This is a genomic window from Vibrio inusitatus, from assembly GCA_024346935.1.
Classification (GTDB): domain Bacteria; phylum Pseudomonadota; class Gammaproteobacteria; order Enterobacterales; family Vibrionaceae; genus Vibrio; species Vibrio inusitatus.
The window spans coordinates 2,509,579-2,529,017 of the sequence record AP024878.1 but is presented as its reverse complement, the minus strand read 5'-3'; the positions used below and the strand labels follow the sequence as shown (position 1 = coordinate 2,529,017).

General features: G+C 41.8%; 19 protein-coding genes. 13 read left to right on the top strand and 6 right to left on the bottom strand.

The window, feature by feature from the left end:
- The first annotated feature begins 326 nt into the window (after nt 1-326).
- From OCU48_RS11590 to OCU48_RS11570, 5 genes are all read left to right on the top strand, one after another.
- Nucleotides 327-1,301 carry a Gfo/Idh/MocA family protein gene (locus tag OCU48_RS11590; protein WP_141344876.1) on the top strand — a complete coding sequence of 325 codons (975 nt, stop codon included), beginning with the start codon at nt 327-329 and terminating at the stop codon, nt 1,299-1,301.
- A 116-nt stretch (nt 1,302-1,417) separates the two neighbouring features.
- Nucleotides 1,418-2,326: a LysR family transcriptional regulator gene (locus tag OCU48_RS11585; RefSeq protein ID WP_141344877.1), complete on the top strand. Its 909-nt coding sequence runs from the start codon at nt 1,418-1,420 to the stop codon at nt 2,324-2,326.
- Nucleotides 2,327-3,155: 829 nt separating this feature from the next.
- On the top strand, nt 3,156-3,572 hold the full coding sequence (locus OCU48_RS11580; RefSeq protein WP_141344878.1) for a glycine zipper domain-containing protein: 417 nt from the start codon (nt 3,156-3,158) through the stop codon (nt 3,570-3,572).
- A gap of 110 nt (nt 3,573-3,682) precedes the next feature.
- On the top strand, nt 3,683-4,276 hold the full coding sequence (locus OCU48_RS11575) for an alpha-ketoglutarate-dependent dioxygenase AlkB family protein (RefSeq protein WP_141344879.1): 594 nt from the start codon (nt 3,683-3,685) through the stop codon (nt 4,274-4,276).
- Nucleotides 4,277-4,307: 31 nt separating this feature from the next.
- Entirely contained in the window at nt 4,308-5,225 is a 918-nt protein-coding gene (locus tag OCU48_RS11570; protein ID WP_141344880.1) for a M14 family metallopeptidase, read from the top strand.
- A 173-nt stretch (nt 5,226-5,398) separates the two neighbouring features.
- Here OCU48_RS11570 and OCU48_RS11565 read toward each other — a convergent pair whose 3' ends face one another.
- Nucleotides 5,399-6,766: an MATE family efflux transporter gene (locus OCU48_RS11565; protein WP_141344881.1), complete on the bottom strand. Its 1,368-nt coding sequence runs from the start codon at nt 6,764-6,766 to the stop codon at nt 5,399-5,401.
- A gap of 94 nt (nt 6,767-6,860) precedes the next feature.
- Here OCU48_RS11565 and OCU48_RS11560 point away from each other — a divergent pair, with 94 nt between their 5' ends.
- Entirely contained in the window at nt 6,861-7,751 is an 891-nt protein-coding gene (locus tag OCU48_RS11560) for a LysR family transcriptional regulator (protein ID WP_141344882.1), read from the top strand.
- Nucleotides 7,752-7,774: 23 nt separating this feature from the next.
- On the opposite strand, the gene OCU48_RS11555 is transcribed toward OCU48_RS11560, so the two are convergent.
- Nucleotides 7,775-8,155 carry a hypothetical protein gene (locus OCU48_RS11555; protein WP_141344883.1) on the bottom strand — a complete coding sequence of 127 codons (381 nt, stop codon included), beginning with the start codon at nt 8,153-8,155 and terminating at the stop codon, nt 7,775-7,777.
- A 568-nt stretch (nt 8,156-8,723) separates the two neighbouring features.
- Between OCU48_RS11555 and focA the strand changes: the two genes are divergently transcribed.
- Together focA and OCU48_RS11545 are read left to right on the top strand one after the other, a co-directional pair.
- Complete coding sequence (focA, locus tag OCU48_RS11550; protein WP_141344884.1) at nt 8,724-9,575, top strand: formate transporter FocA; 852 nt, start codon at nt 8,724-8,726, stop codon at nt 9,573-9,575.
- A gap of 115 nt (nt 9,576-9,690) precedes the next feature.
- Nucleotides 9,691-10,698: a LacI family DNA-binding transcriptional regulator gene (locus tag OCU48_RS11545; RefSeq protein WP_141344885.1), complete on the top strand. Its 1,008-nt coding sequence runs from the start codon at nt 9,691-9,693 to the stop codon at nt 10,696-10,698.
- A gap of 61 nt (nt 10,699-10,759) precedes the next feature.
- Here OCU48_RS11545 and edd read toward each other — a convergent pair whose 3' ends face one another.
- The 3 genes from edd to OCU48_RS11530 all read right to left on the bottom strand — a co-directional run bounded on the left by edd (nt 10,760) and on the right by OCU48_RS11530 (nt 14,313).
- Nucleotides 10,760-12,556, bottom strand: coding sequence for a phosphogluconate dehydratase (gene edd / locus OCU48_RS11540; RefSeq protein ID WP_141344886.1), 1,797 nt, complete (start codon nt 12,554-12,556; stop codon nt 10,760-10,762).
- Nucleotides 12,553-13,074 carry a gluconokinase gene (locus tag OCU48_RS11535; RefSeq protein ID WP_141344887.1) on the bottom strand — a complete coding sequence of 174 codons (522 nt, stop codon included), beginning with the start codon at nt 13,072-13,074 and terminating at the stop codon, nt 12,553-12,555. Before OCU48_RS11535 ends, edd begins: the two co-directional genes overlap by 4 nt.
- Nucleotides 13,075-13,308: 234 nt before the next feature.
- A complete protein-coding gene (locus OCU48_RS11530; protein WP_141344888.1) occupies nt 13,309-14,313 on the bottom strand; it encodes a substrate-binding domain-containing protein in 1,005 nt (334 codons plus the stop codon).
- 399 nt (nt 14,314-14,712) lie between these two features.
- Between OCU48_RS11530 and OCU48_RS11525 the strand changes: the two genes are divergently transcribed.
- From OCU48_RS11525 to OCU48_RS11505, 5 genes are all read left to right on the top strand, one after another.
- Nucleotides 14,713-15,225, top strand: coding sequence for a TRAP transporter small permease (locus OCU48_RS11525; RefSeq protein ID WP_244312252.1), 513 nt, complete (start codon nt 14,713-14,715; stop codon nt 15,223-15,225).
- A gap of 63 nt (nt 15,226-15,288) precedes the next feature.
- Entirely contained in the window at nt 15,289-16,590 is a 1,302-nt protein-coding gene (locus OCU48_RS11520) for a TRAP transporter large permease (protein ID WP_244312254.1), read from the top strand.
- A gap of 15 nt (nt 16,591-16,605) precedes the next feature.
- Entirely contained in the window at nt 16,606-17,568 is a 963-nt protein-coding gene (locus OCU48_RS11515; RefSeq protein WP_141344890.1) for a TRAP transporter substrate-binding protein, read from the top strand.
- Between the two features lie 12 nt (nt 17,569-17,580).
- Entirely contained in the window at nt 17,581-18,345 is a 765-nt protein-coding gene (locus OCU48_RS11510; protein ID WP_141344891.1) for an SDR family NAD(P)-dependent oxidoreductase, read from the top strand.
- A 45-nt stretch (nt 18,346-18,390) separates the two neighbouring features.
- Entirely contained in the window at nt 18,391-18,804 is a 414-nt protein-coding gene (locus OCU48_RS11505) for an RbsD/FucU domain-containing protein (protein WP_141344892.1), read from the top strand.
- Between the two features lie 309 nt (nt 18,805-19,113).
- Here OCU48_RS11505 and OCU48_RS11500 read toward each other — a convergent pair whose 3' ends face one another.
- Nucleotides 19,114-19,350 (bottom strand): hypothetical protein, encoded by a 237-nt coding sequence (locus tag OCU48_RS11500; RefSeq protein WP_141344893.1) that lies wholly within the window; start codon nt 19,348-19,350, stop codon nt 19,114-19,116.
- Nucleotides 19,351-19,439 lie beyond the last annotated feature (89 nt).

Genomic DNA, 19,439 nt, shown 5'->3' with positions numbered 1-19,439 from the left:
GATTTTTTTTCGTCTAATTCGCCATTAAAACCTGAATGAATTCTTTAGTCAGTCAGGCATTATCGGCAAAAATTCTGTAATAAAGTTTCTTTCTGGTGTCGGATTCTAACACCGAACTTAATGAAGTTCACGATTTAGAATTGTCTTAGGACAAGGTTTTAGCGCAAAATTATTATTTTTAACATTGAAATAAATCACAGGAGTTAAAACTAGGCCAGATCAGGGCTCAGCGGTCTTATCGTTATCCAAATTTGACCTTTGATAACGTGTTATATTCTACAAATGTCGATTGATAGATTATCTGAAACATTCAAAGAGGAATTGAAGTGTTGAAACTGGGTGTTATAGGTTCAAATTGGATTACAGAGCGTTTTATTGACGCTGTAAAGACAAGTGGCTCATTCATGTTGCAGGCTGTTTATTCAAGAAATATTGAAAACGCGAAGCGATTTGCCCAAAAACACCAAGCAAGTGATTATTTTGACTCATTGGAGGCTTTAGCCAGCAGTGATGTTGACGCAGTCTATATCGCTAGCCCAAATTCATTACACGCACCGCAAGCGATGCAAATAATGAAGGCGGGTAAACATGTTATTGTCGAGAAACCTATTGCTTCAAACTTCACACTGGCACAACAAATGTATCAGATAGCCGAAGAGCAAGGCGTGATCCTCTTTGAAGCCTATATGTCCAGTTACCTCCCCAACTTTGATATTGTTAGGCAGTCTATCCCTAAGCTAGGAAAACTTCGCAAGGCGAATATTAATTACTGTCAGTATTCTTCTCGCTACCAAAAATACCTGGATGGCGAAAACCCTAATACTTTCAATCCGATGTTCTCCAATGGTTCGATTATGGATATTGGCTTCTATTGTATTGCCGCCTGTGTCGAGTTGTTCGGTGAGCCTAAATCAATAAAAGCACATGCCGCTTTACTTAAATCGGGTGTTGATGGTCATGGCAGTGTCATTCTTAGCTATGGTGACTTTGATGCAGTCGTCACTCATTCAAAGGTAAACGATTCCTACCTACCGTGTGAAATACAAGGAGAGGATGCGGCGCTACGAATCGACATGATTTCTTTGTGCCAAAGTGTGGAATTGCATCAAAGGGGACACTCTCCTTTATCTATTGGAATAGAGCAGCATACTAATCCAATGTATTACGAAGCCAAAGCCTTTGCTAACGCCATAGAGACTGGTCAAATTCACTCTACAGATAAGCATAGAGCTTTGATAACCTCAAAAGTCATTACTGAAATTCGAGCACAAATTGGAGTCCACTTTCCTGTTGATACCTAAATTCAATAAGTTGATATATCAATAAATATCAGAGTTTTACACTTAGATGACTGCTGGAAACAGTATCTTGGTTTATTCTTAAACTTGAACAACCTCCCGTGGAGACAGCATCTTATATGCGAACCAAAAATAAACGCTTCGATCTCAATTTGTTAAGGGTTTTTGTCATTGCTTATCGAAGTCAATCGGTGACCAAGGCTGCGGATGAGCTGGATATGACTCAATCAGCAGTAAGTAATGCGTTGGCACGTTTAAAAGAGAATGCAGGGCAAGAGTTGTTCGCTAGAACGGGTAGGGGGATTAAGCCGACTCGATTCGCTCAGGATCTTTACGATAGGTTAGTTAATCCACTACTAGATATAGAGGCTTGCTTATCAGGCCTAGAGAGCTTTGAGCCCACACAAAGTCAGCGAACATTTGTGATTTATGTGCATGAAGGACTGATTTATACCTTACAGCGTGCACTAGTGAATTCCGCAATGCCACCAGGTATTGATGTGGTAACCAAAGAGTTGCCGGCAACAGAAGAAGAGATCTATGACGATCTTAGTAATGAAAAGGTCGATTTAGTTATCGATGTGGTGAAATCCACATCTAAAATATATGTCAGTCAAGCATTAACAGAAAGTAAACTGTGTTGTGTAGTGCGGAAAGGGCATCCAAGGTTTTCCAGTAATTCGATCAGTAAAGATCAATACCTTAATGAAAAACACGCCATACTCAATTTGCGAAGAAGAAGCTTAGCGTTCGTAGGGTGGTTTGTTGATGAAGTTTTGCCACAACGAAGAGTACACTCCCAGCACTCTTCTTTGATGGGGCTGATGAGTGCAGTGTCCTTCAGTGACGCGATCGCGACGGTTCCCTATCATCTTGCCTTGCAGTACCAAGATACTTTTGGCCTTGAAGTATTGGATTTTCCTTTTGATGTGGATACTTACCAGTCGTATTTAGTTTGGAACAGCCGAATGAATCAAAACAAAGCTAATCTATGGCTACGTGAGTGGTTATCTACTCTACTTGCATAAGGTGAGATGATAGTAAGTACTAACTGATTAATAAGCTCTTAGTATTACTGGTCAGATGTTGTTAATACCAGCATGGCGCATGCTTTGGTCATTGAGTCATGCAGAAGACAAAAGCATAACAATGGTTTGCAAGGGTAAGTCTATTGAACGCCAATTATTAAAGATATTATGCACTTCCGTGTGCCTGAGCTTATCATGATAAGCATGCCTCCTAGGACTTTAGCCAACGATTGTTGTTGTTATTTTATTTTCGATTAATTGGTGACTCAGTAATTGCTGAGCTACCTTTGCTGTATTTTAATTCTCTTGTGGTTCAATCACATTTCAACGCTATCAAGATAACCCGTTAATTCACCGAATGTACCGAGATTATTTACCATAGATTTTGGTCTATTTAGGCGAGTACTCATATAGTTTAGGCGTTTGCTTTTGGCATATTCTAAACCATTTAAATAGAGACTGTTTTGGTTGAGGCCTTTCGAATATACCTTAGCGAAGGTCATCAGGACCCCTTAAAAAGACGTTGGAAAAAGGAAGGACATTCGCTTTCACAATGCCTCTTATTTGCGGACTAGTGTCGATGTGGATAACCTTATAAGAACTTAGGATATCAATCATTATGGATAACCTGCGATCAGGTATTTTTCAAATAAATATCTATGCAGTAAATAGATTTAATCCTGAGAGTAATGCCTTAATACTATTGTGATTTTAAGATGCATAGATATTTTTTATGCAAATATCAGGTTTAGTGTTCCTGCTGTTTTTTGAATGCATTTTTTTAGTTAAATTATCAGTGTTCCAAACAATACTGACTATTGAGGCTGCCATGACAATGCGTACTAAATCGACTCTACTACTTCTAATTGCTTCTCTGTTTACTGTTACAGGTTGTGCATCAAATGAGGCAATGGATGCTGAAAACAAGAATGCTGGCCGCAACCGCGGTGCTATTGGTGGTGCATTAATTGGTGTCGCTGCTGGTGCATTAACTGGCGATGCTAGCATGGCGGCTAAAGGCGCGGCAGCGGGTGCTGTTGCAGGTGGTGTAGCGGGCTCAATGAAAGATGTCGATGATGCACGAGCAAAAGACAGACAAGAGATCCAAGCCGATGGTTTAAAGCAAGACAATCGTTCAGATGCAGAGAAGCGCCTTGCAGAGTTGGAAGCTGAAGTAAAAATCAAAGAACTAGAAGCTAAACTGGCAGAAATGGAAAAGGAAAAAGATGGCTCTAAACAGAGCTAATTGTTGAGGCAATTTTTGTTTCATATTAACGCCAAGCAATGCTTGGCGTTTTTGCGTCAGTAGAAGATTTATTGCTAATCTAAAATTATGTTTCTTGTGTGAGCAAATCCATGACGCTATTTTTAGAACCGCCGCAATGGTTGGAGGTTGAGCAGGGTCGGCTCTACTATGACCCACAATTTATGTTATCCGAAGAGACTAACGGACTATTTCTGCATCTACTAGATCAGCTCCCTTGGGAGCAGCGAGCAATTAAAATATACGGACGTTCGATTTTGCAACCAAGACAGCATGTATTGTGTGGCACTCATGCCTATCGATATTCGGGTATTACTCTTGAGCCATTGCCTTGGCCTGAACGGGTGCTTCCTATCAAGAAAAGAGTGGAAAGCATTGCTTCTCAAAGCTTTAATACTGCATTGATTAACCTTTATCGATATGGTCAGGATCATATGGGGTGGCATAGTGATAATGAAAAATCATTAGGAAATACCCCTGTGATTGCTTCCATAAGCTTGGGTGCCAGTCGACGTTTTGTTCTTAGACATAAACACACGAAGCAAAAACTAGAGTACATCCTTGAAGATGGCGCTTTACTGATTATGTCAGGGGATATGCAAGCACATTGGCAGCACTGTATTCCGAAAACTACAAAAGTCTTACAACCGCGTATTAATCTTACCTTTCGGAGTGTGATAGGCTAGCTCGCACACTCATCTAGAATGGAACACGAGTATGCAACAAATACACATTTATCCAATTGGGACACCCGGTCAAAAGTGGACTCAAAAAGAAGTTCAGCAATGGCATGAGAGTCGTAATATACAGCGCTCTTATAAAGATGAAGTGCTTTCTAAGATGGATGAAATCAATGATAGCTTTGAGCGTGTTCAATATGGAGAGTTAGATTACTCATCAGGGCCTTATCCGCTGTTTGGCTTTAAATCTAAGCAATGGAATAGCAAGAACCCCACTGTTCTTGTCACCGGTGGCGTACATGGCTACGAGACCAGTGGTGTGCAAGGCGCGTTATTATTTTTGAAAGAGACGGCTTCTCAATATCAGAGTGACTTCAATTTCATCATTGCACCGTGTGTTTCTCCATGGGGTTATGAGATTATTAATCGCTGGAATCCAAAGGCGATAGACCCAAATCGCTCATTTGTTGAGAATAGTCCTGCTCCTGAATCTGCATTGGTGATGCAGTTTGTAAAAGATCTAGGCGTTGAAATCTTTGCTCATATTGATCTGCATGAAACGACAGATAGTGATGAGGAAGAATTCAGACCAGCCTTAGCTGCACGTGACGGACTAGAGTGCTTTGAGGGCTCAATTCCTGATGGTTTCTACACTGTGGGTGATACTGAAAATCCATGTGAAGAGATGCAGACTGCCATTATTGCTTCAGTGGAAAAAGTCACTCATATCGCACCTGCAGACCCCGATGGCACCATTATTGGTTCTAAAGTGGTGCAGCACGGCGTAATTAATTATCCGCTAGAAAAGCTTGGCCTATGTGCTGGTTTTAGCAAGGCTAAATACACCACAACAACCGAAGTGTATCCAGACAGCGCCAAAGCAACAGTAGAAGAGTGTAACCGCGCCCAAGTAGCTGCAATTACCGGAATGTTGGATTACTTGAAAGAGCTTTAATCTATAAATACCAATCGTACTAAATAACTGGTCATCCTAGCTTGTTAAAATGCTCTATGGTTGCGTTAGATTTTTTGATTGTAGAATAACTACTTATCGAAAAATTCTGCCTTGTCCTAGAGCATTTTTCCTACGCTAATTCTGAACACTTACTTAGTGTGATTGGTATAACGTTAAGAGGTGGCGACGACCGCATCGGAAATAACTATCTCTTTATTGGTTAGGGCTTGGATATCTTTCCACAGCATAGGGGCGACTATCACTGTCAAAGCAAGGTTTGACAATGGTACTGCCACCCAGACTCCTTCTACACCAAACCATTGTGGAACAAAGAAAAGAAACGGCAATTGTACTAGCATGTTGCCTACCGAAACGAACATCGCCTTTCCTGCTTTCCCTACTGCCATAAAGTACACTGAAGCTAAGAATAAGAACCCATCTAGAAATAGAGCCGCTAGGTGTAGTCGCATCCCCGCAACTGTAGTTGCTATCAATTCTGCATTTGAATCCGAGAACCAAGATATAAAGAACTCCGGAAATAGGTTCAAAAATACAACCGTTGTGACACCTGATATCAATACAACTTTAAGCGCTAAAGCAACCGTCCCTTTGATGCGGCTATAACGTTTTTCGCCAAAGTCGTAGCTCACAGGAGGCTGCATACCAGATGCGATCCCCTCCGCAAACAAATAATACATAGTGGCGATATAGCCAATAATGGCAAAGGCACCGACATGTATTTCAGTGCCGTATTGCATTAACAAGCGGTTATGCAGTGCAATGACAAACGAGAAATAAGCAAACATCAACATGCTAGATGCCCCCAACTGACAAATACGAAATGCGTTTTGCAGGTTAAAGGCAAGGCTTGTTAAGCGAATCTCTGCTTTATTAGAGATGAAATACACAAGCCCAAGTGCAGTAACTGTCATTTGTGATAATGCTGTAGCAATAGCCGCCCCTTGTAGTCCTTGATTAAGGACGCCTATGTATAAGTAATCCAAGACAATATTGAGAACAGCACCAATTATGGTTAGTACTGTAGCCACTTTTGGGCTGTTATCGTTGCGGACAAGCATAGGAATAACGGTGGCTGAAATTGCCATAGGCGCGCTGTACACAAAGATACTGATGTAATTGAAACCGTGAGTGAGCGATTCGCCTGCAGCACCTTGCAGTATCAATAAGTCCCGTCCCCAAACGCCAATAATTGGCATGGAGATGAAAGAAAATAAGATAGTTAGGCCAATAGCGGTTTGTAAAACACTGGTCGCTTGTTGAGGCTGTTTCTCGCCGCGATACATTGAAACAAGGCTTCCAGCCCCCATACCCACGAGGATGCCAAACCCCATGATGGTGGCGATGATAGGCCACGCCATATTGATACCAGCAAGACCTGAATAGCCGATATAGTGGCCGACAAAAATACCGTCGATGATTTGATATAAGCCACTGATCAGCATTGCCGCTACAGAGGGTATGGCAAAGCGCCAGAATACTTGGCTTACAGATTCATCTTGTTTTATTGTTTCGGTGGTCATGCTTTTTTATCAGGCTTAACAATTTGGCCCTATTATCTAGTAAAATATGATATATAAAAGTTAGTTACTATCCGTTTAGCGTATAGGTGAGACCGTGAACTGGACACTAGATCAACTGCAGTCATTTGTATATTCCGCTCAATTGGGTTCATTCTCGGCAGCGGCCCGTAAGTTAGGCAAAGCGCAATCTCGAGTCAGTACGGCCGTAGCAAATTTAGAGGCGGATCTAGGGTTTGATCTATTTGATCGTTCTCGAAAATTACCGCAGCTTACTCCTCTAGGCAAAGAAATGCTGGTGGAGGCGAAAGGTGTGCTTGAGCAAGCACAGCGACTGCAGTCACGTGCGTTAAGCGCGTCTAAAAAAGAAGAGATTGAGCTGGTTTTAGCTGTGGATGAGGCTATTCAGGTCATGGCATTTGCTCCGATATTTGTTGAACTAGGCGATGCTTTTCCAAACCTAAAGCTCACTATTATCAATGGATCTAGAGAAGATATTGCTCTGTATATAGAACAAGGGAAAGCGGATCTTGGGGTATTATTTAAGTCCCGTCAGATTGATGAAGAGTTAGAGTTTACTTCTATTGGCCAATATCGATTGCGACTCATTGCAGGGCAAAATCATCCTCTTACCCATTTAAAATCACCGACCATAGTGGATCTTCAACAATATCGGCAATTTGTTATATGCGATCGTAACGGAGAAGGTCGTGATGAACCCTTAGTCGCTCACCATTGGTATATAGACAGCTATTTTGTTATCGGTGATTTAGTGGGAAATGGAATGGGTTGGGCCCTTATTCCTGATCATATTGCTTCTGCCCAGTGGTATCGTGACAGTTTAGTGCAACTATCCGCAGACAACCTCCCTGTTAGCCTTACTGCTGAAGTTGGGTTGATTCGCCGACGAGAAAATGGAATCGGTGTGGTGAGTGAATGGCTACATCACTCACTAAAAAATATATTTATTCAACCATTTAGCAGTTAGACCACTCAAAGTGGCAGTCAAACTTACTGCTTCTCCGGCATACCTTGCACGGTAATGCAGTCGTCATGGGTATAATAAGCCACAGTGATAGCCATAAGCGCAAGTATTCCTGTCGGTATCAAATAGAATGGGGTTTGATAGTTGTAAAAATAAAAGCTCATGCCCGCAAAGATAACGTTCATACCCACCGCAGACATAGAGGCGACATTCTTTTTAAGAATCCCTACTGCCATGGACATTTCCAGTACTGCAATAAAGTAACCATACCAAGTGGATAGACACATTTCTTTAAATGGTAGATGGAGCAATTCCATTCCTGAAAACTTGGCGATACTCGAAATGCCAAAAACGAGAGACAATGTGATGCTGAATATCCTTGTCAGCACTTTTTCTTTATGGTCCATAAATTTCCCTAGATAGCTTTCACATTTAACGACCACAGGACTCAACCTTAGGGAGCAGAAAAAGACATATACAACTGAGTGCGTAGTGATTATTTTGAATTGAAACAAATTGTGAGCGGGAATTATACCGTATGGCTCACAGAATAGTAACGTTATGATCTAAAAAGAGTTTGTATATTGCTTGTGTCAAACATTGCCTGTTTATTGTTACCTTCTATTGGTTGATTGGTTGATTGGTTGATTGGATCTTGTTCGTGAATAGGAGCGCTTGGTACTCTCACAGTAAATTAAAACTTTGCAAGCAATGCCCTTACACAATGAAGAAGCTCTGGAATGGGCCTGCAATATGGGATGAAAGAGGTGAATTGCACCACTATTTTTTAGGGTATTTTACCTATGGTGATCAAATAGATCATCATAGGTAAAATACCCTTTAAGCTGTACGAAGATTAAATTGCTGCTTGTCATAAAATCAATATAAAGTTGCATAAACACACCTATGCAATTGTGGTGATGAGGAGTAGATTCTGCGTACTCTTTAACCCTTACTTATGTGTGAAATTGCGCAATGGCCGATACAACCCCCACTCCTTTTGAATCTCTTCTTCCACCAGAAATGGCAGTACGTGCCGCTGATGTAGGAGAAAGCAAAGCCACCAAGAAGCCAATAAAATCATTCATGTTAGCGATTGCTGCCGGCATGCATATTGGGATTGCATTTGTTTTTTATACTGTGGTGACGACAGGTGCTGCGGAAATGCCTTATGGTATGGCGAAGTTGATGGGCGGGTTGGCGTTCAGCCTAGGATTGATACTTGTCGTTATCACCGGTGGTGAACTATTTACCAGTACAGTACTGACTCTTGTAGCTAAAGTGAGTGGTCGTATAACCTGGAGTCAGCTGGCTAAAAACTGGTGTGTGGTTTACTTCGGAAATTTTGTCGGGGCTATGATGCTTGTAGGCATCATGATGGTCACCAAAGAATATATGAGCGATGGCGGGCTGATGGGGCTCAATGCTATGGCGATTTCACAGCACAAGCTTCACCATACTTTCTGGCAAGCCGTTGCGTTAGGTTTAATGTGTAACCTGTTGGTTTGTCTCGCTATCTGGATGACATACAGTGCGCGCTCTCTTACTGATAAGGTTGTTATCTTGATCTTACCTGTGGCGATGTTTGTGGCATCAGGTTTTGAGCACAGCATTGCAAACATGTTCCAAGTGCCTATGGCGATTGCTATTAAAAATTTCGCACCGGCAGAGTTTTGGCAAATGACAGGCGCAAACATTGTTAACTATGCCGATCTCAACGTAGCGGATTTTGTGATTAATAACCTAATACCCGTGACAATTGGCAATATTATTGGTGGTGGCTTGTTTGTGGGTATTTACTTTTGGATGATTTATCTAAAAGACTAAGCAGCTATTTTCCTTCTAATACTGTGTCAGTTGCCTTTCCGTAGGCGCAATATGTTGTATGCATTAAAGTGATTGGTCATAATGATGAGAGCATTATTAGGACCCATCGCTTTTTATGACGCAAACCTCAAAAAAGAACAGACCGACGCTACAGGACGTAGCCGATCTGGTTGGCATAACCAAGATGACGGTATCTCGTTATTTACGTAATCCAGATTCAGTCGCCGAAAAAACACGCCACAAGATATCTGCTGTATTAGAAGAGGTCGGTTATATTGAAAACCGAGCTCCTGCGATGCTTTCAAAATCGTCCAGTAAGGCAATCGGGGTGTTGCTTCCATCATTATCCAACCAAATCTTTGCCTCATTTGTTCAAGGAATAGAAGCGATCACTAAGGCGCAAGGTTATGAAATCTTGATAGCCCACTTTAGCTATGATGAAGAGGAAGAAGAGCGCAAGATTGCGTCTTTACTTGCCTATCAAGTTGACGGTTTAATTCTAACCGAAAGCCATCACACCAAGCGTACTTTGCAGATGATAAAGAACGCTAACGTGCCAGTCGTTGAAACTATGGAGCTTCCCGAGAACCCAATTGATATTGCCGTTGGCCTAGATCATGTTGAGGCTTCTTACGTTGCAGTTAAAAAACTGATCGCAGCGGGTAAAACCTCTATTGCCTATTTTGGTGCTCGTCTTGATACACGTACTAAATTGCGCATGCAGGGCTATGATAAGGCGCTGTTAGAAGCTGGATTGGAACCTAAACACATACTGACGTCGGAGCATTCAAGCTCGTCGCTAGGGCATGCTTTGTTAGACAAGGCTTTGCAAATCTATCCTGACTTAGACGGTGTGTTTTGCACCAATGATGATATCGCAATAGGTACCGTATTATGTGCTCAGCAGCGCGGTATAGAAGTGCCGAAGCAGATTTCGGTAATTGGCTATAATGCCTTGGAAATGGGACAAACGATCCGCCCAATACTGACTAGTATTGATACTCCAAGATATGAAATTGGCGCTAAAAGTGCAGAGCTTCTTATTGGGCGTCTGCAAGGTAAGCTGACTACTAGTCCACAAGTCGACATGGGTTATAGCTTTACTCAAGGCGAGAGTGTATAGCGATAAAAAAGGTCAACGAATATTCGTTGACCTTACGATCACTACACCAATTTATTCAACGTTAGATGATAAAGCTAGCGCCTTCTTCTGCGCTGGTTACCGTTTGTCGGATTGTCTTAAATAAGTTACGTCCCCAGGTTATTTGATCCGCTTCTGTATCTATATCTAACATTGCACGACCGCTAGTGTCAGTAAGGTTGTTGAGCTCTGATGTCTGACAGTCCAGACGAATTATATCGCCGTCTTTTATCAAACCAATTGCGCCACCTCGAATTGCTTCAGGAGAAATATGGATCGCTGATGGGATCTTGCCTGATGCACCAGATAGGCGACCATCAGTGACCAATGCAATCTTATGACCCGCCTTTTGAATATTGCCAAGAATTGGCATTAGCTTGTGAAGCTCAGGCATGCCGTTTGCTGCCGGACCATTATGAGTGACTACAACAACACAGTCCTTGTTCAGTTCACCACGTTGGTAAGCCACTTCAACATCATGTTGAGACTGAAAGACGATAGCCGGAGCTTCAATCACGCGTTGATCTTCTTTTACTGCAGATACCTTCACTACTGAACGGCCTAAGTTGCCATTCAGCACGCGAGTGCCACCAGTAGCTTGGAATACTTCATCTGTTGCAGAGATAACACTAGCATCGGCACTGCCTTGGCAGTGACTCCATACTAAGTCTCCATCGCTCAAACTCGGCAGTGTCATCTGCTCTTCGAAGCTACCAAAGGTTGGGGTTACATCGCGATGCAGTAGGTTAGCTTGATCCAATCTATGCAGAAGGGCCGGAACGCCTCCCGCTTCTTGGAATGCATTCATGTCTGCAGGGCCGTTTGGATAGACTCGAGCTAGCAACGGAACGGTATTAGAAAGATCGCTGATGTCTTGCCATGTTAGTTGTATACCTGCCGCGCGAGCCACAGCCAACATATGGATAGTGTGGTTAGTACTGCCACCAGAAGCCAGCAGAGCAATCACACCGTTGATAAGACTCTTCTCAGTGATGACATCAGAAAGAGGGCGGAAATGGCTTGAGCCAGCGGTCATTGACGCAATCTTCTTGGAAGCAAAGTCTGTCAGTGCATAGCGAAGATCAGAGTTTGGCTGGATAAATGCAGAGCCTGGTAGCATTAAGCCCATTGCTTCAAACACCAGTTGATTGGTGTTTGCTGTGCCATAGAAAGTACAAGTACCGGGTGAATGGTATGCCTGACATTCCATTTCCAGAAGGGCATCTTTGCCTACTTCACCTGCGGCGTATTGCTGACGAACACTGACTTTCTCTTCATTGCTGATACCCGTTGGCATAAGGCCTGCTGGTACGAATGCTGTTGGCAGGTGCGCATAAGCGAGCGCACCCATAAGCTGGCCTGGAGCAATTTTGTCACAGATACCCAACAATAAAGTGGCATCAAACATATTGTGACTTAAAGATAGTGCTGTCGATTGCGCGATTAAATCACGAGAAAACAACGACATATCCATGCCAGCCTGACCTTGAGTCACACCATCACACATTGCTGGCACGCCACCCGCTACTTGAGCGGTATGGCCAAGCTCAGCAAGAGACTTCTTAATTTGCTCAGGATAATGTTGATAAGGCTGATGGGCACTTAGCATGTCATTGTAAGAGGTAATTAGCGCCACATTTGAGCGAGTAAAATCTAGAATTTGGCTTTTTTCAGATGAGCATGACGCGGCTACAGCATGAGCGAGATTGCCACAAGATAAGTGAGCTCGCACCTTGCCTTGTTCGGCTTGTTTCTGTGTTTGAGCAACAAAAGCAGTACGAGTTTCATGGCTACGTTCAATCAAGCGTTCTGTTACAGCTTGGACAGTTGGATGAATCATGCAAGGCTCTCACTTTTCTCAGAGATGGCAATGGCTGAACGCTCAACAACTTCTGCGATAGAGCAATCAATGTCGATGACGATGGTCTTTGGTTCAGCGTCTGGTCTTTCTAAGGCATCAAATTGACTAGTGACCATATTCAGTTTCATAAAGTGGCCTTTACGTTGCTTCATACGCTCCATGATTAGGTCTATGCTTCCGTCCAAGAATAAGAAGGTAACGTTGCTATTGCCTTCACGAATTTGCTCGCGATATTTCTTTTTTAGAGCAGAGCAGACGATAACACCATGTTCATTTTTTTTCTCTAGGCTATAAGCTGCATCACGAATTCGTTCTAGCCAAGGCATTCGGTCGTTGTCATTTAGGGGGACACCAGAAGCCATCTTATCGATATTAGCTTTAGGGTGAAGATCATCCCCATCGATGAATTTTCGATTGAGTCTTTTTGCAATGAGCTCGCCAATGGTGCTTTTACCACTTCCACTTACTCCCATCACAATGACACTACTACCAGCCATATACTGCTCCTTTTGCGTACAAATTTGATGCTTGAAGTCTATTTTTGAGTTCAAACTGAAATTATCTTCACCTTAATCATGTTACGCATAACATGTTACCAGTAACTGTGAGTAATGCGAATACAATCACAAAATTTAATGCTAATTGAAAGGATTATTTGATGTAAGTATGAGAACTAGGGCCGAACTAGCAGCCCTGAGGTGATGATATTACTAGGAAAAAATAGCTAGCAACTATTTGATAAAACTCTCACCTGTAGTGATAGTGTAGCCGAGGTCGTAGATATTTTTTCTATTTGATTTTCCCTCAATCTTGTCGAGTAAGATTGAAGCGCTTTTTTCTCCGATCTCATACCTTGGAGTGTAAACACTTGAGAGTTTTGGTGTAATTGCTTGGCCAATATCTAGAGCATTGTAACCAATAATAGCAATGTCTTCTGGCACTCGAATCCCTCGTTCTCCACACGCGAGAATAGTACCTATAGCGATATCATCATTGGTGCAAAATATACCATCAAGTTCTGGACACTCAAGCAAAGCTCTATCAAGTAACTCCCTACCTAAAGTGAAACAAGAGCGCTTGTGGGTCAAAAAATGATATTTGTGCTCTCCAGCACTTATCATGGCACGATCATACCCTTGCATACGTAACTTGGTGCGATTATCTAGCCTAGCCCCAAAATACCCAATATTATTTCGACCGCTATCTAGCATTGCTTTTACCGCAGTGTAAGATGCCAGTTCATGATCTAGGCCCACCACCATATCAATTGGGTCATCAGTGAGTTCCATAGCTTCAACAACAGGGATATTTGCTGTCTTCAGCATTTGAAGTGTTTTAGAAGTATGTGAAGTTCCCGTAAGAATGATCCCATCAACGTGATATGAGAGTAATGAAGCGACTTTCTTTTCTTCGATTTCATCACTATAGCCATAGTGTGCAATTAGCACCTCATAACCCCGATCGTTAGTTACATATTCAATTCCTTGGGTAAAGTTGGCAAAGACTTGATTTGATAATGAAGGAAGTAAGATACCAATAGACTTGCTTGAAGACTTTGACAGCATGGCTGGTGCTCTATTGTGAATATATCCAATCTCTTCAATTGATTTTGATATTTTTGAACGTGTTTGCTCAGAAACAAGTTCGGGGTTACGCAAAAAACGGCTAACCGTCATTTTAGTAACACCGACTCGGTCTGCAACGTCTTTAAGTGAAGGGCGGCTCTTTTTGTCCATTAGCGTACTCAAACTTACATGTAACAGTAAATGATACTGTTACAGTAACATGGAGATGGTATGGCGTAAATGCCCTAAAGAGGCCAAAACTCACGCATAGTCGGATAAATATCAATGTTACATATTTGTAGTACAAATTACATTCATCAATGTGCATAAGTATGATAGCTTGAATAAATCGACTGTAGAATCAGATATTAAGAAGATGATTGGTACGTTTACACTTCACACTTTCGAGGTCATATGCGACTGTCATCACAAATCAAGTCTATGGACTAATGATCTAACACGCACTTTTAAATCTATCCATTTGTGTTGTTAGGAGAACTGGATAGACTCCTAAATCAAGAGTTACTGGTAATATTTTACTGGTAACATATTCGAAGAGGAGCTGTTCTTGTGAATGTGTTTTTTAAGGGCGTGGAGCTAACCACAAAGTTACTTGAAAAATTACTCGTGTTTATCATGTGGGCTATGGTTTTTACCGTTGTTTGGCAGGTATTCACTAGATTTGTCATTAACTCCCCATCAACTTTTACCGATGAACTGTCGCGTTACCTATTGATATGGATAGGCATATTGGGCGGAGCGTATGTTTTTGCTCTAAAGAAGCATCTAGCCATTGAAATCTTATCTGCCAAGTTGAACCAGAAGCAGCAAAGAGGCATGTCTGTATTCATCAATATTTTAGTTATTGCGTTCTCTAGCATTGTTTTTATTTATGGTGGCTGGAACGTAGTAACTACAACACTTAGCTTCAATCAGATATCCCCAAGTTTATCGCTTTTCGGAAATAACCTACCTATGGGATACGTCTACATGGTCGCACCAATATCGGGAATATTGATAGTAGTGTGTGCAATTGCAGACATCATCCAGACGATTCAATTAAAGGCCAGTGTGAGCGAGTAACATAAGATGACTTTATTAGATTTACTGTTTACCGATAATTATTTGGCAACTATGCCTGATCTCATGTACGACATGATCCCTGTAATCATGTTGTTCGGATGCTTGTTTATTTTCCTAATGCTTGGCGTGCCTATCGCATTCTCTATTGGTTTTTCTGCATTGATGACAATCTTCATCAGTTTTCCAATAGATAAAGCCGCAATCCTGAGCACGCAACATATGCTTCGAGGGCTCGATAACTTTGGCTTGCTTGCGTTGCCATTCTTTATATTCGCAGGAAACCTGATGAACTCGGGTGGCATTGCTAAGCGTTTGATTAACTTTGCCATGGTTATCGGTGGCAAATTACCTGGCTCTCTGTGCCATGTAAACGTTATTGCAAATATGCTGTTTGGATCTTTATCTGGTTCGGCGACCGCCTCAGCGGCTGCAGTTGGCGGGCTCATGGGGCCTTTGCAGGAAGAGAAAAAATATCCACGTTCATTCTCAAGCGCTGTAAATATTGCTTCGTGTCCAGCGGGTGTTCTTATTCCACCATCAAATGTACTGATTCTATACGCGTTGGTGAGCACAAGTTCGGTGCAGTACTTATTCCTAGCAGGTTATGTACCGGGCATCATTTTCGGCTTGGCTGTTATGGCTGGTGTGCTGATCTTTGGACGTAAATTTGGTGTACCAAGAGAAACTATCAAGTTAGAGCAATCTGTCGGCAAAACTATTTTAGATGCAGTCCCAAGCCTATTCATGATTGTAATCATTATGGGGGGCATTGTTGGTGGTGTATTCACTGCTACTGAAGCATCAGCTATTGCGGTTGTATACAGCTTAATTCTAGGCTTTGCTTATCGTGAAATTCGAGTTAAGGACCTTTCTGGTATTGTCTCCAATAGTGTGGTGATTACTGCCATTGTTCTATTCATGATTGCTGCGTCAAGTGTGATGTCGTGGGCTATGGCTTATGCTGATATTCCAACTCATATAGCGAACTTTGTGCTGGGTTTCTCTGATAACCCAATTGCAATTCTTATTTTGATTAACGTCATCTTCTTAATTGTTGGCACCTTTATGGATATGTCACCAGCAATTTTGATCTTTACACCGATTATGTTGCCTATCGCGGTTCTGATGGGAATGGACCCAATTCACTTCGGTGTAATGATGGTGTTCAATCTATCGATTGGTATCTGTACCCCTCCAGTAGGCACAGCCCTATTTGTAGGTTGCAGCGTTTCAGGCACTAAGCTCGGTGAAGTAGTACCAAAACTACTACCTCTGTATGCCCTAATTATAGTTGGACTGGCGATAGTCGTTGCCTTTCCTGAGTTAACAATGTGGTTGCCAAAATTGGCTGGTTATAACGGATAAAAAGAGAATATTATTATGAAAAAAAGTTTCTTAGTTGCATCAATAGCCCTACTATCTACATCACTTGCTTTTAGTGCACATGCTCGTAACTTAAAGTTGGCACATGCAATGCCACTAGATCATCCGGTACACAAGTCAATGACTTGGTTTGCAGATGAAATCACAGACCGAACTAAACTTCGAGTGCGCGTTTACCCAAATGCAACCTTAGGCAGTGAAGAAGCGAGCTTGCAAATGCTTCAAAACGGTACTCTAGCCTTCACTAAGGTCGGTGGTGGCTTAGTGTCATCGTTCTCTGAGCAATACAATGTTCTTTCTCTTCCATTTTTGTACAAAGATGAAGATGATTCAAAACGTATTCTACGTAGTGAAATAGGCCAAGGCATCCTTGAATCATCAGAGAATGATGGTTTCATCGGTCTAGCATTCTTAGCTAGCGGCTCTCGAGGCTTTTATTCAAACACTAAGATCCAAACTCCTGATGATCTAAAGGGCTTGAAGATCCGTGTGCAAAACTCACCAATTGATATCGATACAATGAAAAGCTTAGGAGCAAGTCCTGTTCCTATTTCCTCTACAGAGGTTTATTCAGCTCTACAGCAAGGGGTTGTAGATGGTGCGGAGAATAACATTCCTACTTACTTTGCTAACCGTCACTATGAGGTAGCGAGATATTACTCTGAAGATCACCACTCAATGATCCCAGATATCTTGGCTGTTTCTACTGAAGTGTGGAACCGTCTATCTGTTGAAGACCAAGCAACTATCAAGCAAATCTCCGTAGAGGTTTTGGATGTTCAGGATAAGTACTGGGATGAGTATGTAGCTCAATCTCGCGCTGACATTATCACCGCTGGCGGCGAAATCGTAGAGGCTGATGTTCAGGCATTCCAAGACAGGGTACAGCCCGTTTACCAAAAATTTGTTCAAAACAACCCACAACTTGCAAATCTGCTAGAAAGCATGCAGAACTACTAAGGAGTAAAATCAATGGGAAAGTTAACAGGAAAAAAAGTATTTATTACTGGCGCTGAGCAAGGTATTGGCTATTACTCAGCCAAAAATCTCATTGAGTCAGGTTGTGATGTTTATATTCACTACTTCAGTGGTAGTGAAGGTCCAGAGAAGCTAGTAGCATTAGCTGAATCTCTGGGTCAAAGAGCTTCGTTTGGTTATGCAAACCTGACAGATAAAGATGAGACTCAAAAGTGCATCGAAAATGCAGTCGAATTTTTAGGTGGTATAGATATTTTAGTTAACAATGTTGGCGGTATTATTGCTCGTAAGTGGTTAGGTGAAATTGATTCTGATTATTGGAAAACAGTTATCGATGTAAATATGACCACTATGATGCACGTAACTCAGTCTGCACTGCCATTCCTTAAGAATGCTAATGAGGGGGCTAGTATAGTTAATCTAGCGTCGTTAGCTGGTCGTTCAGGTGGTCATTCAGGATCTCTAACTTATTCTATGACAAAGGGAGCAGTATTAACTTGGACTCGTTCCTTGGCGGCTGAATTAGGTGAGTACGGTATTCGTGTTAATGCTGTAGCTCCAGGTTTAATTCTTGGTACTCGCTTCCATAATCAGCATACGACTAAAGAATCTGCTGAAGATACGGTTAAAGGTATACCTTTAGGTAGGGCTGGCACTTCGGAAGATATTGCACGCACAATAACTTTCCTTGCTTCGGAGTATGATGGTTTTATCTCTGGTGCAACTATAGATGTTAATGGTGGCGTCTACCGTATGTAATAAATATCGGCGCTGTGTAAGCAGTGCCGCTTTAGAGAGTTATTTATGATAAAAAGTAAAATCATTCATCCCGAATTATTGGGACTATTGGCTAATTGTGGTCACAAAACTAAAATCTTAATTGCAGACTCCAACTACTCATTTGTCACTAATTCCGGCAGTAACGCTCACGTAGTATATTTAAACTTCATGCCTGGAATGCTTCCTGCTACGACTGTTTTAGACGGTATACTTGAAATGATTAACATTGAAAGTACTGAAATGATGGCATGGCCTGATGACTTTGAAAACACGATTCATTCGGAATATTTAGTACAGTTAGGTAATACTCCGATGGTACTCAAAGAGCGCCAGGATTTTTATGACTCTGTAAAGGGAGATGAAACTCTGGTAGTTATAGCAACGGGTGAGCAACGACGGTTTGCTAATTTACTACTAACTGTTGGGGCTGTATTTTAAGCAACCACAATTATACAATGTCCCGAATTAATCTTTGAACGGAGATATTCTTAATCTTCAAGCAGCCGGCATCATTGCGTTTAAAATGGCAGCAGGCTGTTTGAACCCTAAACACTTTTCCGGGCGGTAATTGCTCCATTGTTGAGCTCTTTTAATACCAATCTTCGCTGACCGTCCTTAAGTCCGTTCCCAATAGTCATAAGGGTGAGCGAAGTACACCTACGCTTCTAAGACTTAAGCTATTTCTTTACGACTTCCAAACTCGCGATCAAATCATATGAGCGAATTTTTTGTGAGGCAGTAGCGTGTCTATGGTCGCTTTTGTGGAAGCTTTAGCTGACTTTGAGGATACTCTTGTGTCAGGTGAAAATGCGTTTTACGTTCCAAAATAGTGATGATTGCTACCGTCTCATGCTTACCTAAAACTGTATCAATTTCCCAATTATTAAAACGCTGACGATTATCGACAATCTCAGGTCTTTCATCTATCGATACAGCATACTTAATTGCTGGTGCTTTTTCTTTCTTGCCTCGTAAGTTCAACACTCGATAAATGGTTGATCGGTAGCATTTTACTGTCTTGGTAATTTCATATACTGAAATGTCTAGTTCTAAAAAGAGAGAACGGATATTTT

Bases quoted from the DNA above. Each gene is read 5' to 3' on its own strand.
- OCU48_RS11585 (WP_141344877.1), top strand. From the start codon at position 1,418: ATGCGAACCAAAAATAAACGCTTCGATCTCAATTTGTTAAGGGTTTTT.
- OCU48_RS11580 (WP_141344878.1), top strand. From the start codon at position 3,156: ATGACAATGCGTACTAAATCGACTCTACTACTTCTAATTGCTTCTCTG.
- OCU48_RS11575 (WP_141344879.1), top strand. From the start codon at position 3,683: ATGACGCTATTTTTAGAACCGCCGCAATGGTTGGAGGTTGAGCAGGGT.
- OCU48_RS11570 (WP_141344880.1), top strand. From the start codon at position 4,308: ATGCAACAAATACACATTTATCCAATTGGGACACCCGGTCAAAAGTGG.
- OCU48_RS11565 (WP_141344881.1), bottom strand. From the start codon at position 6,766: ATGACCACCGAAACAATAAAACAAGATGAATCTGTAAGCCAAGTATTC.
- OCU48_RS11555 (WP_141344883.1), bottom strand. From the start codon at position 8,155: ATGGACCATAAAGAAAAAGTGCTGACAAGGATATTCAGCATCACATTG.
- focA (WP_141344884.1), top strand. From the start codon at position 8,724: ATGGCCGATACAACCCCCACTCCTTTTGAATCTCTTCTTCCACCAGAA.
- OCU48_RS11545 (WP_141344885.1), top strand. From the start codon at position 9,691: ATGACGCAAACCTCAAAAAAGAACAGACCGACGCTACAGGACGTAGCC.
- edd (WP_141344886.1), bottom strand. From the start codon at position 12,556: ATGATTCATCCAACTGTCCAAGCTGTAACAGAACGCTTGATTGAACGT.
- OCU48_RS11535 (WP_141344887.1), bottom strand. From the start codon at position 13,074: ATGGCTGGTAGTAGTGTCATTGTGATGGGAGTAAGTGGAAGTGGTAAA.
- OCU48_RS11530 (WP_141344888.1), bottom strand. From the start codon at position 14,313: ATGGACAAAAAGAGCCGCCCTTCACTTAAAGACGTTGCAGACCGAGTC.
- OCU48_RS11520 (WP_244312254.1), top strand. From the start codon at position 15,289: ATGTACGACATGATCCCTGTAATCATGTTGTTCGGATGCTTGTTTATT.
- OCU48_RS11515 (WP_141344890.1), top strand. From the start codon at position 16,606: ATGAAAAAAAGTTTCTTAGTTGCATCAATAGCCCTACTATCTACATCA.
- OCU48_RS11510 (WP_141344891.1), top strand. From the start codon at position 17,581: ATGGGAAAGTTAACAGGAAAAAAAGTATTTATTACTGGCGCTGAGCAA.
- OCU48_RS11505 (WP_141344892.1), top strand. From the start codon at position 18,391: ATGATAAAAAGTAAAATCATTCATCCCGAATTATTGGGACTATTGGCT.